The sequence below is a fragment of the Ornithinibacillus sp. FSL M8-0202 genome (genome assembly GCF_037975285.1).
Lineage (GTDB): Bacteria > Bacillota > Bacilli > Bacillales > Amphibacillaceae > Ornithinibacillus > Ornithinibacillus massiliensis.
Genome location: NZ_CP150248.1, coordinates 3,240,997 through 3,255,000 on the forward strand (window position 1 = coordinate 3,240,997; position 14,004 = coordinate 3,255,000).

A 14,004-nucleotide genomic window follows, 5' to 3' on the forward strand; every position below is an offset into this window, starting at 1 on the left:
CCCCTTTCTGTTGAAGGGTTAAACGGTTTGCGTTTCATTTTTGTTTAACTCCTCCCAAACTTTATCGAATATAGATTGGTACTTAGGGTGTTTACGAACTAAAAATGGCATTTCATTTCGAAGTTCAATTGGTACTTCAAAGGTTTTAGCAATTTTACCTGGATTTGCACTCATAACGATTATGCGATCACTCATCGCTATCGCTTCCCCAATATCGTGGGTTACTAATATGGCTGTCTTATGGTAGGCGTGTAATAGTTTGTAAACAAGGTCTTCTAATTTTAGCTTCGTTTGGAAATCTAGAGCTGAAAAGGGTTCATCTAATAGTAGAATTTTTGGATCCGTAATTAATGTTCTGACGAGTGCAACACGCTGCCTCATTCCACCAGAAAGGGATGAGGGGTATTGATTTTCCACATTATTTAAACCAACCTCGTGTAAAAGCTCGATTGCTTTTTCCTTTACGTATTCATTCGCCCTTCGCTGAATGGTCGGACCGATTAATACGTTATCTAAAATCGTTTTCCAAGGAAATAAATAATCTTGCTGTAACATATAACCAATAGCTAATTCAGATTCATCAATGGCTTTATTATTTAAAAGTACTTTACCAGACGTATGTTTCAATATCCCCGAAACGATAGAAAGAATGGTGGATTTACCACAGCCACTTGGCCCTAGTAAGGAGATAAACTCTCCCTCTTTTACTGAAAAAGAAATATCTTCTAGTGCTTTGGTATAGTCATTCTTTGTGAAATAGTGGTGGGTGACATTTTCTAAGGTTAGAAAGGACATGTTTTCCCTCCTTATTGATTGATGACGTCCTCTGCAATTTCTGTATTTACTAGCTCTTCATAAGAAATTTCGCCATCTGGTAATTCTCCTGCCTCTTCCATGATGTTCGTTAAGTTATTCCATTCTTCCTCATCTAAGATTGGGTCTGTCGCGAACGATCCTTGGCTCTTATAGCGCTCAATCGAGGAAGTTAATATATCTAAATCTACATCTTCAAAATAGGATTGAATGGTCTCAGCAATTTCTGCAGAATCTGTTTCCTGTACCCATTGTTGTGCTTTATATATCGCTCTAGTGAATTTTTCAATGTTTTCTTTGTTATCAACTAAATAACTCTGCTTAGCCATAAAAACAGTGTATGGTACATGACCCGATTCTTCACCAAAGGATGCGATGACATGGCCATTTCCTTCTTTTTCCATTACACTGGCAGTTGGTTCAAATAGCTGTACATATTCATAGTCTCCCGATAGGAACGCACCTGGAATATTCGCAAAATCAATATTTTGATGTAAGCTTAAATCGTTATGTGGATCTATTCCATGCTGCTTTAGTACAAATTCGCCGACCATCTGCGGCATTCCACCTTTACGTTGTCCAAGAAAATTAGAACCCTTTAAATCTTCCCATTTAAAATCAGAATGTGCTTCTTTTGCTACTAAGAATGTCCCATCTGTTTGAGTAAGCTGAGCAAAGTTGACTGCGAAATCATTGGAATCCTGCGCATAAACATAGATAGATGTTTCTGATCCGACTAATGCAACATCAATTCCATCTGATAATAAGCCTGTCATCGTTTTATCTCCACCCCAAAGTGTTTGAAGCTCTACATCTAATCCTTCCTCTTCAAAAAATCCTTTCTCAATTGCTACATATTGAGGTGCATAGAACAGTGAACGGGTAACCTCTCCTAATTTAATAGTAGTATTTTCGCTAGAAACACAAGCAGAAAGGAAAAGAAGTGTAAAACATAATATAACCCCAATAATCTTCATTTTTCTCATTCTTTACGACCCTTTCCATTTCGAAAATTTTTTTTGCAAAAAGGAAAGTATATCTTCCCGATTTGTAATAAAGTTTGAATAGTCGTTCTCAAGTGGAGTACTTCAACCACATAGTATGCTTTAAATGAAAAATGTGTGAATGCCTAGTTTTAATATGTCTTGCAGGGGGGACGCGAGAGGAGAGGTTCTCGCGCACGGTCGTCGGAGTAGACTTCGCGCGATTAGGGAGAGCTCGCGAGCGGCAAGAGAAAGTTTCGCGCGAGAAAGAGGAGAAATCGCGCGACCCGGCAGGAAAATCGCGCGGCAGAAGAGGAAAATCGCGCGACAGAAGTAAGCTTCGCGCGAGAAAGGGGAGAAATCGCGCGACCCGGAGGAAAAATCGCGCGGCAGAAGAGGAAAATCGCGCGACCCGGAGGAAAAATCGCGCGACAATAAGAAGAAATCGCGCGACAGAAGGAACCTCGCGCGAAAAATAAGAAGTCCCGCGCGAAATGAAGAAAGAGTCGCGCGAAAAAGAAGTCCCCGCGCGTTCTGAGTGAGCAGCTCGCGAATCGAAGAACCTCTCGCCCGGGAGTGGGTGGAATCACCAACATAAGTAGAAAAAACCGACCTCTAAAAGTAAGGTCGGTTTTACGTTAGGCAAATAGGAAAGGTAACATCCTTTCTGCCTGTATAAGAATTAGTATATAAACCCTCTTGGGATGAGGACAAGATAGTGTTATTTAAAATTAGGTCCTGCTGCAGCAATTTCTGGGCTAACATGAGTAAATTTTTTGAAATTATCATGGAACTTCTTAGCTAGATTTCTTGCTGTTTCGTCATATGCTTGTTTGTCTTCCCATGTATTTCTTGGAATAAGTAATTCATCAGGAACACCAGCAACATGAGCAGGGATTTCCAAGCCAAATATTTCATCTTTAATTGTTTCGACGTTATTTAGTTCTCCTTCTAATGCAGCATGAACCATTGCACGAGTGTATGAGAGCTTAATTCGATTTCCTACACCATAAGATCCACCAGTCCATCCAGTATTAATTAGGAATACATTTGTATTATATAAATCAATTTTTTCACCTAGCATCGTTGCATAAGTTGCAGGCGATAATGGAAGGAAAGGTGCTCCAAAGCAAGCTGAAAATGTTGCTTGTGGTTCTGTTACACCACGTTCTGTTCCAGCTAGTTTACTAGTATATCCACTTAAGAAATGATACATTGCTTGTTCTTTTGTTAGTTTACTAATAGGTGGTAGCGTACCAGATGCATCAGCAGTTAGGAATACAATCGTATTCGGATGTCCTGCAATGCTTGGATTTACTATATTATCTATATGTTCTAATGGATAGGCAGCTCTAGTATTTTCTGTTAAGGAAGTATTATCGAAATTAGGGATACGTGTTTCTTCATCTAACACTACATTCTCTAATACAGAACCAAACTTAATGGCGTTGTATATTTGTGGTTCCTTTTCTTCCGATAGGTTGATACACTTTGCATAACAGCCACCTTCTATATTAAATACACCACTAGAACTCCAGGCATGTTCATCATCACCGATTAGCTTCCGGTAAGGATCAGCTGATAATGTTGTTTTTCCAGTTCCAGATAAACCGAAGAATAAAGCAACATCCCCCTCATTACCTACGTTTGCTGAGCAATGCATAGATAAAATGTTTTGCTCTGGTAATAAAAAGTTCATGATAGAGAAGATGGACTTTTTGATTTCACCTGCATACTCTGTTCCACCGATTAAGATAACTTTGTGCTTGAACGACACCATGATAAACGCTTCTGAGTTAGTACCATCAACACTCGGATCAGCCTTAAAGGTTGGAGCAGAAATTACAGTAAATTCTGCTTGATGATTTGCTAATTGCTCCTCTGTTGGACGAATGAATAATTGTTTCGCAAATAAATTATGCCAAGCAAATTCGTTGATTACTTGAATTGGTAATTGATAGTTGTGATCAGCTCCAGCAAATCCATCAAATACAAATACTTCATCTTTTTGCTTTAGGTGCTCCATAACTTTTGCATATAAGGATTCAAATACTTTTTCTTCAATAGGTTGATTTACAGTACCCCAGTCTACTTTACTTTCGGATATGGAATCCTTTACAATGAACTTATCCTCTGGGGAACGGCCAGTATATTTACCAGTAGTAGCGAGTACAGCTCCTGTATTTGATAAGACCCCTTCATTTCGTGAAAGGACTTTTTCAACTAATCTAGCAACAGATAAGTTTTTCTTTGTAGTTTGCTGGGACAGAAGTTCTTCCAATAATGAGGTTTTCATTACTGTATTCATTAAAATTACCTACCTTTATTTATGAGATTCAATACATTTATTTCCTGAAATTAATTATTAGTATAACACATTTAAATTAATAGTCCATACTATTTATTGTTTTTATTGTATTATTTTATTAAAATTACGTGACAGTGTATTATACAGTTGACATAGGACAATAGCTTCAGTTAATCTACAATAGAGCGGATACTCTCTTATTCAGAGTTGGTGGAGGGACAGACCCGATGAAACCCGGCAACCATCACATTTGTGAAAAGGTGCTAACCTGAAGCAAGGAAAATTCCTTGAACAATAAGAGCGAAAGGCTAGTAAACCCTTTCCTCATGTAAGAAGGAAAGGCTTTTTTTATTGATTAAGGATATACTATCTGATAGATATTTGAGTTCCGTAACAAAGAAATAGAGGGAGGATTTAGCCAAATGGCTAAGAATCGTCGATTATTTACTTCTGAGTCAGTAACAGAAGGTCATCCAGATAAAATATGTGACCAAATTTCCGATGCAATTTTAGATGAAATTTTAAAAAAGGACCCGCTAGCTAGGGTTGCGTGTGAAACGACCGTAACAACAGGATTAGTACTAGTTGCTGGAGAGATTACCACATCAACCTATGTTGATATCCCACAGGTTGTTAGACAAACCGTTAAAGATATCGGTTACACTCGTGCGAAATATGGATTTGATGCTGATACTTGTGCAGTTCTAACTGCTATTGATGAGCAATCACCAGATATCGCAAGCGGGGTAAACCAAGCGTTAGAAGCACGTCTTGGAAAAATGACAGAAAGTGAAATTGATGCAATCGGAGCAGGGGACCAAGGATTGATGTTTGGTTTTGCATGTAACGAAACAAAAGAATTAATGCCGTTACCAATTTCTCTAGCGCATCAACTTTCTAAACGGCTAAGTGATGTTAGAAAAGACAATACGCTCGCTTATCTTCGTCCAGATGGAAAAACTCAAGTAACCGTTGAATACGATGAAAAGGATCAACCGGTAAGAGTTGATACGATTGTCATTTCTACACAGCATTCACAAAGCGTTACATTAGAACAGATTGAAAAAGACTTGATCGAGCACGTCATTAAGCCAGTAGTACCTGCAGAATTATTAGATGATGAAACGAAATACTTTATTAACCCGACTGGAAGATTCGTTATTGGAGGTCCACAAGGGGATGCAGGTTTAACTGGTAGAAAAATAATTGTCGATACGTATGGTGGCTATGCACGTCATGGTGGGGGTGCTTTTAGTGGGAAGGATCCTACAAAAGTAGACCGTTCAGCTGCTTATGCCGCTCGTTATGTTGCGAAAAATATTGTAGCTGCTAAATTAGCTGATTCATGTGAAGTTCAGCTTGCATATGCAATCGGTGTTGCAGAACCGGTTTCCATTTCCATTAATACGTTTGGTACCGGAGTAGTAAGCGAAGAGGTATTAGTTAATGCTGTTCGCAATATATTTGATTTACGTCCGGCTGGAATTATCCGCATGCTAGATCTACAAAGACCTATCTATAAGCAAACTGCAGCATATGGTCATTTCGGTAGAACAGATGTAGAATTTCCTTGGGAAAAAACCGATAAAGTAGACGCGTTATTAGCACAAGTTAAATAATGTATTTAAAAGGCTTAGAACCCAGTGTTCTAAGCCTTTGCTATTAGGAAAAATCAAGCCCTAAATCAGTATGATACTTATAATAATGTCCTTTTTCAACATAGGATTTGCGAACTCGTTCCATCTCTTGATAATCCGTGTCCGTTAGTTCGCGAACTACTTTAGCAGGGCGTCCCATAACTAATGTATGAGGTGGAATTTTTTTGCCAGGTGGAACTAGACTTCCCGCACCAACAAAAGCATGTTCCCCAATTTCTGCCCCGTCTAAGATAATCGATCCCATACCGATTAAAGCATTTTTTCGTATTATGGATGAATGAAGGGTAACTTGGTGTCCTACAGTAACATCATCTTCAATGATAAGAGGATTATTAGGACTTTGATGTAGCATAGATAAATCTTGAATACTAACTCGTTTACCTATTCTAGTTGGAGCAACGTCTCCTCGGATAACAGTTTTAAACCAAATACTAGTTTCTTCTTCAATTGTTACATCTCCAATTACTACTGCGTCCTTTGCAATAAAAACGGTCGGATGAATCTTAGGTGCGATGTTTTGATAATGATGAATCACTAAAAACCCCTCCTTGACTATTTTTTTTGTATTGCTATGATAAATGGCGGATTATTCTTTTGATTAATAAATCCATATTGCAGTACACTATATTGTTTTTGATCCAGGGAAATGACATGCTTTAGAATCGTGTTTTTTTCTTCTTGCCCGCCTTCATGTCCATAGTATACGACTAAAATAATTCGACCATTTTTCTTAAGGTATTTTAAAATGGTATCAATAGCTTTTACGGTGGACTCTCCTTTTGTAATGATAGACTTATCACTTTTCGGTAAGTAGCCTAAGTTAAAGATAGCACCACCTATTTCAATGTCATGAAATAAGTAATCACCAATATTCTCATGACTGTCTAATACAAGTGATACGTTGGCACAGTTGTGCTCCATTAATAATCGATCGGTATTATCAATAGCTTGTTCTTGAATATCTAAGGCAATAACTTCTCCGGTGTCTCCTACTAGCTTACTTAAAAATAATGTATCATTTCCGTTACCACATGTTGCATCAATAACGGTCTCTCCAGGAGAAATGATTTCTTCTAATAAATGATGTGAGTAGTTTAAAATGCTTTTCATCCTCGGGTCCCCTTATGCATAAATTGAGTCTGTGTTTAGAATAGCATGTAAAAATAATTTTAAAAACTTATATGCCATGTAATTAGTTTGTAATAGTTCACCTATTACTATAATAAAAAAGGAATATCTTGACAAAGCTAATAGTATTCATTAAAATTCTATGTAAATATGGAAATGCGATGCGAAGGAGTAGTAGTAATGGTACTCAGGCTAAGAGAGACAATGGTTGGTGTGAATTGTCCCTGAGAAGTTGCGAACTCGCCTTTAATGCTGCAGGAGTGAACCGAAGTAGTTCCTGCCGTTAATCCGCGTTAAGGATACGAGTGAACGAATGAATTCGTTAATTTGGGTGGTACCGCGGGAAATACAGCTTCTCGTCCCTTTATAGGGATGAGGGGCTTTTTTTATTTATTCGGTTTATTAGATGATGTTATATTTGCATTTTCTAAGATTGTAACTGAAGAATATACGAAAGCCCACAATAAAAGGAGGAAAAGTAATGAGTTTTCATCATCATGAAATTGAAAAGAAATGGCAGAAATATTGGCTAGAGAACAAAACCTTTAAGACGAACACGAAAACAGACAAAAAGAAATTTTATGCATTAGACATGTTCCCATATCCATCTGGAGCTGGACTTCATGTTGGACACCCAGAAGGATACACTGCTACAGACATTATTTCTCGAATGAAGCGTATGCAAGGCTATGAGGTTCTTCATCCAATGGGGTGGGATGCATTTGGGCTTCCTGCTGAACAATATGCATTAGATACCGGTAATAGCCCAGCAGAATTTACACAACAGAATATCAATACCTTCAAAAGACAGATTCAAGAACTTGGTTTCTCTTATGATTGGGATCGAGAAATTAGTACAACAGACCCAAATTATTACAAGTGGACGCAATGGATCTTTACAAAACTTTATGAAAAAGGTCTGGCTTATATCGATGAAGTAGCAGTGAATTGGTGTCCGGCTCTTGGGACCGTTCTTGCTAATGAAGAGGTTATTGATGGGAAAAGTGAACGTGGTGGACACCCCGTAATTCGTAAGCCAATGAAACAATGGATGTTGAAAATTACAGCATATGCCGATAGACTTCTAGAAGATTTAGATGAGGTGGATTGGCCAGAAAGCATTAAAGACATGCAGCGTAATTGGATTGGTCGATCGGAAGGTGCAGAAGTTACGTTTCATATAGAAGGACATGACGAGACATTTACAGTGTTTACTACAAGACCTGATACGTTGTTTGGCGCAACCTATGCTGTTCTTGCACCAGAACACCCGTTAGTATCGAAAATTACTTCTCCTGATCAAGAACAAGCAGTTCAACAATATTTGGCGAACGTTCAAACGAAGTCGGACCTTGAAAGAACAGATTTAGCTAAGGATAAAACAGGTGTATTTAGCGGTGCATATGCTATTAATCCTGTGAATCAAGAGAAAATGCCAATTTGGATCGCAGATTATGTGCTAATGTCCTATGGTACTGGTGCAATCATGGCTGTTCCTGCACATGATGAACGAGATTACGAATTTGCTACTAAATTTAAGTTACCGATAAGAGAGGTAGTAGCAGGTGGGGATATTTCGAAGGAAGCCTATACAGGAGATGGAAAGCACGTAAACTCAGATTTTCTAAATGATCTAAATAAAGAAGAAGCAATTTCTAACATGATTGAATGGCTTGAAGAGAAGGGGGTAGGGGAAAAGAAAGTAACATACCGCCTTCGTGATTGGTTATTCTCTAGACAACGTTATTGGGGTGAACCAATTCCAGTTATTCATTGGGAAGATGGAACAATGACTACCGTTCCAGAAGAGGAATTGCCTCTAGAGCTTCCAGTTATGACGGAAATAAAACCATCCGGAACTGGGGAATCGCCACTTGCTAATAGTGACTGGGTGAATGTGGTAGACCCTGTGACAGGTAAAAAAGGTCGTCGTGAGACAAATACAATGCCACAATGGGCTGGGAGCTGCTGGTATTTCCTACGCTACATTGATCCGAATAATAGTGAAAAACTAGCAGATCCAGAACTATTGAAAAAATGGCTGCCAGTGGATATTTATATCGGTGGGGCAGAGCATGCGGTACTTCACTTACTATATGCACGTTTTTGGCATAAATTCCTATACGATATCGGTGTCGTTCCAACTAAAGAACCATTTATGAAGCTCTTCAACCAAGGGATGATTCTTGGTGAAGGTAATGAGAAAATGAGTAAATCAAAAGGGAATGTAGTAAATCCAGATGATATTATTTCATCTCATGGCGCAGATACCCTTCGCCTTTATGAAATGTTCATGGGACCGCTAGAAGCCTCAGTCGCATGGTCTACAAATGGACTTGATGGAGCGCGTCGTTTCCTAGATCGTGTATGGCGTCTATTTATTGATGATAATGGCGGTCTTTCTAGTAAAATCGTTGACGGTGCTGGTTCAGAACTAGAAAAGGTATACCATGAAACAGTGAAAAAGGTTACCGAAGATTTTGAGAATCTACATTTCAATACTGGTATTTCTCAAATGATGGTATTTATTAATGAGGGATATAAATCTGAGAAGCTTCCTAAAGAATATGTAGAAGGATTTGTCAAACTACTATCTCCAGTAGCACCTCACCTTGCCGAAGAGCTTTGGAGTCGCCTAGGTCATGAAGGAACAATTAGTTATGAAGCTTGGCCAACTTATGATGAATCTAAATTGGTTGAAGATGAAGTGGAAATTGTTGTTCAAGTCATGGGTAAAGTTCGTGCGAAACTTCAAGTGGCTAAAGATATCTCTAAAGATGAACTAGAGAAACTGGCTTTAGAAGATGAAGGAATTCAAGAATGGATTGCTGGAAAGACAATTAGAAAAGTGGTTGTAGTACCAGGAAAATTAGTTAATATAGTAGCAAATTAATGTGAAAGGCTCCTAACAGGATATTCTCTATTAGGAGCCTTTTTTGTATCTATTAATTACTTGGCATCCATTTTGTTTGAAGCAAAATCCATTTATCTCTATCGTAGTACCACAATGACTCGACAGTTCCTAACTGGTCAGCACGATTTGCGCCACTTACTTGTTGATAACTCTTTAATCCATAGCCTTTGCTTTTACTAATAAATTTAGGCTCAAAAAAAGCTATTGGATCAACCACTGCAGAAGTTTTCTTTATAACTTTTCCTTCTTCACTATAGATGCCTAGGCGTATATACTCTTCTTTTCTATCCTGTACATTTACAATAGTTGGTTTCGTGTTAGGTGAAATGGTTATCTCTACTTTAAAGCTATCGAGGAATCCTCCTTTTACAAAAGGTTGTTCTGGTAGTGGTAATTCTGTTAGTTTGTTATGAATTAAGGTATGCAGATGGTACTGGTACAATCCACCACTTCCTCCGGTGGAACTTTGAAAATAGATATCATTTACCTTGTCATGGTTTAAATCAATAAACTTAAGTGTTGGATTATACCCTCCCATGTACGGGATTTCCCAAACATGATTCTCGCTTGATGTAATAACTGCTACAATATCTCGGTAATAATTCGAATCAGGTGAAAATAAAATCCCCTTTAATTCGATTACTTCCTTTAAACCATTACCTGTCACATCTTCTTCATAAGTCTTAATCACGTGGAGTTCTGATTTAGTATCATATTCTGCTGCATTTATGGAATAAGCTCCCAAGATGAACAAAATTATGAATACTAATAGTGGGTAGGCTAACTTTTTCATGGGTCACTCCTTCATCATTTTATTTGGTAGGTAAGGATAGCGTTTGTAAAATAGTCAAATGCTATACGATGGAACTTAATGGGGCGTAGTTGAATATAATAAATTTGGTTATTCCATATTACTAAAATATGGTAATGTAATTCTTCGATTTAATATTGACTAGTATTCCAAAGGGGTGTAATATGTAATTTACTGTTTGGAAATAATGTCATGTCTTTTAATGATATAAACATGGAAGAAATATTAAAAAACTAGTTGACATAATCTGATGCTGGTGATATAGTGTTACTTACCGTTTAGATGAAGTCATTAAAGTTTTAAAAACTAGTTGACATAATATGACGACGGTGATATAGTATTACTTACCGCTTAGATGAAGTCATTAAGGTTTTTAAAAAACTAGTTGACATAATCTTGATAGCGTGATATGATATAAAAGTTGTCGCTAAGAGATGACGTAAAGATTTTGCTCCTTGAAAACTGAACAAAACAACCAGTAAATTAAGAAGAAACACACCCTGTTTTTTCTATTAAAGAATTACAGAAGCTAGCAGCTTCTTTGCTAAGAATTACCTATGATTGATTGGTGTCAATCATAGACAAACTTTTTTGGAGAGTTTGATCTTGGCTCAGGACGAACGCTGGCGGCGTGCCTAATACATGCAAGTCGAGCGAGTGAAATTAACTGATCCCTTCGGGGTGACGTTAATGGATCTAGCGGCGGACGGGTGAGTAACACGTGGGCAACCTGCCTGTAAGACTGGGATAACTCGCGGAAACGTGAGCTAATACCGGATAACACTTCGAACCACATGGTTTGAAGATGAAAGGCGGCGCAAGCTGTCACTTACAGATGGGCCCGCGGCGCATTAGCTAGTTGGTGAGGTAACGGCTCACCAAGGCGACGATGCGTAGCCGACCTGAGAGGGTGATCGGCCACACTGGGACTGAGACACGGCCCAGACTCCTACGGGAGGCAGCAGTAGGGAATCTTCCGCAATGGACGAAAGTCTGACGGAGCAACGCCGCGTGAGTGATGAAGGTTTTCGGATTGTAAAACTCTGTTGTTAGGGAAGAACAAGTACAATAGTAACTGATTGTACCTTGACGGTACCTAACCAGAAAGCCCCGGCTAACTACGTGCCAGCAGCCGCGGTAATACGTAGGGGGCAAGCGTTGTCCGGAATTATTGGGCGTAAAGCGCGCGCAGGCGGTCCTTTAAGTCTGATGTGAAAGCCCACGGCTTAACCGTGGAGGGTCATTGGAAACTGGAGGACTTGAGTGCAGAAGAGGAGAGTGGAATTCCACGTGTAGCGGTGAAATGCGTAGAGATGTGGAGGAACACCAGTGGCGAAGGCGACTCTCTGGTCTGTAACTGACGCTGAGGCGCGAAAGCGTGGGGAGCGAACAGGATTAGATACCCTGGTAGTCCACGCCGTAAACGATGAGTGCTAGGTGTTAGGGGGTTTCCGCCCCTTAGTGCTGAAGTTAACGCATTAAGCACTCCGCCTGGGGAGTACGGCCGCAAGGCTGAAACTCAAAAGAATTGACGGGGGCCCGCACAAGCGGTGGAGCATGTGGTTTAATTCGAAGCAACGCGAAGAACCTTACCAGGTCTTGACATCCTCTGACCACCCTAGAGATAGGGCTTTCCCTTCGGGGACAGAGTGACAGGTGGTGCATGGTTGTCGTCAGCTCGTGTCGTGAGATGTTGGGTTAAGTCCCGCAACGAGCGCAACCCTTATTCTTAGTTGCCAGCATTTAGTTGGGCACTCTAAGGAGACTGCCGGTGACAAACCGGAGGAAGGTGGGGATGACGTCAAATCATCATGCCCCTTATGACCTGGGCTACACACGTGCTACAATGGATGGTACAAAGGGCAGCAAAACCGCGAGGTCGAGCAAATCCCATAAAACCATTCTCAGTTCGGATTGCAGGCTGCAACTCGCCTGCATGAAGCCGGAATCGCTAGTAATCGCGGATCAGCATGCCGCGGTGAATACGTTCCCGGGCCTTGTACACACCGCCCGTCACACCACGAGAGTTGGTAACACCCGAAGTCGGTGAGGTAACCTTTTGGAGCCAGCCGCCTAAGGTGGGACCAATGATTGGGGTGAAGTCGTAACAAGGTAGCCGTATCGGAAGGTGCGGCTGGATCACCTCCTTTCTAAGGAATATAACGGAATACTGGTTGTTTGGTTCAGTTTTGAGGGAGTAAACCCTCAAAAAGCAAGGAACTTCTGTTAAAACCCGTCACGTCCTGTGACGAACACAGAAGCCACCACATCCTGTGGAAGTGTACCTTGAAAACTAAATAAGAGTAACAACGACATCAAACTTTAAAGCAAGGCTATTAATATAGTGAAACGCTTATTCATAATTAGTTAAGTGAATAAGGGCGCACGGTGGATGCCTTGGCACTAGGAGCCGATGAAGGACGGGACTAACACCGATATGCCTCGGGGAGTCGTAAGTAGACTTCGATCCGAGGATTTCCGAATGGGGGAACCCACTGTTCGTAATGGAACAGTATCCATATCTGAATACATAGGGTATGGAAGGCAGACCCGGGGAACTGAAACATCTCATTACCCGGAGGAAGAGAAAGCAAATGCGATTTCCTGAGTAGCGGCGAGCGAAACGGAAACAGCCCAAACCAAAAAGCTTGCTTTTTGGGGTTGTAGGACACTCCATGTCAGGAGTTACAAAGGAATTCCTTAGATGAAGATACCTGGAAAGGTAAGCCGCAGAAGGTAACAGCCCTGTAATCGAAAAGGAATTCTCTCTGGAGTGTATCCTGAGTACGGCGGAACACGTGAAATTCCGTCGGAATCCGGGAGGACCATCTCCCAAGGCTAAATACTACCTAGTGACCGATAGTGAACCAGTACCGTGAGGGAAAGGTGAAAAGCACCCCGGAAGGGGAGTGAAATAGAACCTGAAACCGTGTGCCTACAAGTAGTCGGAGCACGTTAATGTGTGACGGCGTACCTTTTGTAGAATGGACCGGCGAGTTACGATTGTATGCGAGGTTAAGTGGAAGACACGGAGCCGTAGCGAAAGCGAGTCTGAATAGGGCGAATTAGTATGCGGTCGTAGACCCGAAACCGTGTGATCTACCCATGTCCAGGGTGAAGGTCAGGTAACACTGACTGGAGGCCCGAACCCACGTATGTTGAAAAATGCGGGGATGAGGTGTGGGTAGGGGTGAAATGCCAATCGAACACGGAGATAGCTGGTTCTCTCCGAAATAGCTTTAGGGCTAGCCTCAAGAGTTGAGTACTGGAGGTAGAGCACTGATTGGACTAGGGGCCCTCATCGGGTTACCGAATTCAGTCAAACTCCGAATGCCAGATACTTTATCTTGGGAGTCAGTCTATGGGTGATAAGGTTCATAGACGAAAGG

8 protein-coding genes, 2 rRNA genes, 1 riboswitch and 1 other annotated feature (1 of these 12 only partly in view) are annotated in these 14,004 nt (G+C 40.5%); of the genes, 4 read left to right on the top strand and 6 right to left on the bottom strand.

From position 1 onward, the window contains the following. Window positions 1–18 precede the first annotated feature (18 nt). The 3 genes from MKY78_RS16380 to pckA all read right to left on the bottom strand — a co-directional run bounded on the left by MKY78_RS16380 (window position 19) and on the right by pckA (window position 4,104). On the bottom strand, window positions 19–795 hold the full coding sequence (locus tag MKY78_RS16380; protein WP_339214212.1) for an ABC transporter ATP-binding protein: 777 nt from the start codon (window positions 793–795) through the stop codon (window positions 19–21). An 11-nt stretch (window positions 796–806) separates the two neighbouring features. Continuing rightward, a complete protein-coding gene (locus MKY78_RS16385; protein WP_339214214.1) occupies window positions 807–1,799 on the bottom strand; it encodes an ABC transporter substrate-binding protein in 993 nt (330 codons plus the stop codon). A gap of 718 nt (window positions 1,800–2,517) precedes the next feature. Next, window positions 2,518–4,104, bottom strand: coding sequence for a phosphoenolpyruvate carboxykinase (ATP) (pckA, locus tag MKY78_RS16390; RefSeq protein ID WP_339214215.1), 1,587 nt, complete (start codon window positions 4,102–4,104; stop codon window positions 2,518–2,520). Between the two features lie 194 nt (window positions 4,105–4,298). Beyond that, a riboswitch (SAM riboswitch) is annotated at window positions 4,299–4,405 on the top strand. A 121-nt stretch (window positions 4,406–4,526) separates the two neighbouring features. Between pckA and metK the strand changes: the two genes are divergently transcribed. Then, window positions 4,527–5,723 carry a methionine adenosyltransferase gene (gene metK / locus MKY78_RS16395; protein WP_339214217.1) on the top strand — a complete coding sequence of 399 codons (1,197 nt, stop codon included), beginning with the start codon at window positions 4,527–4,529 and terminating at the stop codon, window positions 5,721–5,723. A gap of 43 nt (window positions 5,724–5,766) precedes the next feature. On the opposite strand, the gene MKY78_RS16400 is transcribed toward metK, so the two are convergent. After that, entirely contained in the window at window positions 5,767–6,297 is a 531-nt protein-coding gene (locus MKY78_RS16400; protein WP_339214219.1) for a gamma carbonic anhydrase family protein, read from the bottom strand. A 17-nt stretch (window positions 6,298–6,314) separates the two neighbouring features. Next, window positions 6,315–6,872, bottom strand: a complete 558-nt coding sequence (locus MKY78_RS16405) for a class I SAM-dependent methyltransferase (RefSeq protein ID WP_339214221.1) — start codon at window positions 6,870–6,872, stop codon at window positions 6,315–6,317. 170 nt (window positions 6,873–7,042) lie between these two features. Next, window positions 7,043–7,257, top strand: a binding site (T-box leader). Window positions 7,258–7,371: 114 nt separating this feature from the next. On the opposite strand from MKY78_RS16405, the gene leuS reads away from it, so the two are divergent. After that, on the top strand, window positions 7,372–9,783 hold the full coding sequence (gene leuS / locus MKY78_RS16410; RefSeq protein ID WP_339214222.1) for a leucine--tRNA ligase: 2,412 nt from the start codon (window positions 7,372–7,374) through the stop codon (window positions 9,781–9,783). Between the two features lie 52 nt (window positions 9,784–9,835). Here leuS and MKY78_RS16415 read toward each other — a convergent pair whose 3' ends face one another. Beyond that, window positions 9,836–10,597 (bottom strand): hypothetical protein, encoded by a 762-nt coding sequence (locus MKY78_RS16415; RefSeq protein WP_339214224.1) that lies wholly within the window; start codon window positions 10,595–10,597, stop codon window positions 9,836–9,838. Window positions 10,598–11,203: 606 nt separating this feature from the next. Between MKY78_RS16415 and MKY78_RS16420 the strand changes: the two genes are divergently transcribed. Further along, window positions 11,204–12,765: ribosomal RNA gene (locus MKY78_RS16420) — 16S ribosomal RNA — on the top strand. Between the two features lie 215 nt (window positions 12,766–12,980). Next, window positions 12,981–14,004 (top strand): 23S ribosomal RNA (locus MKY78_RS16425); it runs 1,899 nt beyond the window's last position. Together the 16S and 23S rRNA genes form the textbook arrangement of a ribosomal RNA operon.

Coding starts and splice junctions, on each gene's coding strand:
- MKY78_RS16415 (WP_339214224.1), bottom strand. CDS start 10,597: ATGAAAAAGTTAGCCTACCCACTATTAGTATTCATAATTTTGTTCATC.
- metK (WP_339214217.1), top strand. CDS start 4,527: ATGGCTAAGAATCGTCGATTATTTACTTCTGAGTCAGTAACAGAAGGT.
- leuS (WP_339214222.1), top strand. CDS start 7,372: ATGAGTTTTCATCATCATGAAATTGAAAAGAAATGGCAGAAATATTGG.
- MKY78_RS16405 (WP_339214221.1), bottom strand. CDS start 6,872: ATGAAAAGCATTTTAAACTACTCACATCATTTATTAGAAGAAATCATT.
- pckA (WP_339214215.1), bottom strand. CDS start 4,104: ATGAATACAGTAATGAAAACCTCATTATTGGAAGAACTTCTGTCCCAG.
- MKY78_RS16380 (WP_339214212.1), bottom strand. CDS start 795: ATGTCCTTTCTAACCTTAGAAAATGTCACCCACCACTATTTCACAAAG.
- MKY78_RS16385 (WP_339214214.1), bottom strand. CDS start 1,799: ATGAGAAAAATGAAGATTATTGGGGTTATATTATGTTTTACACTTCTT.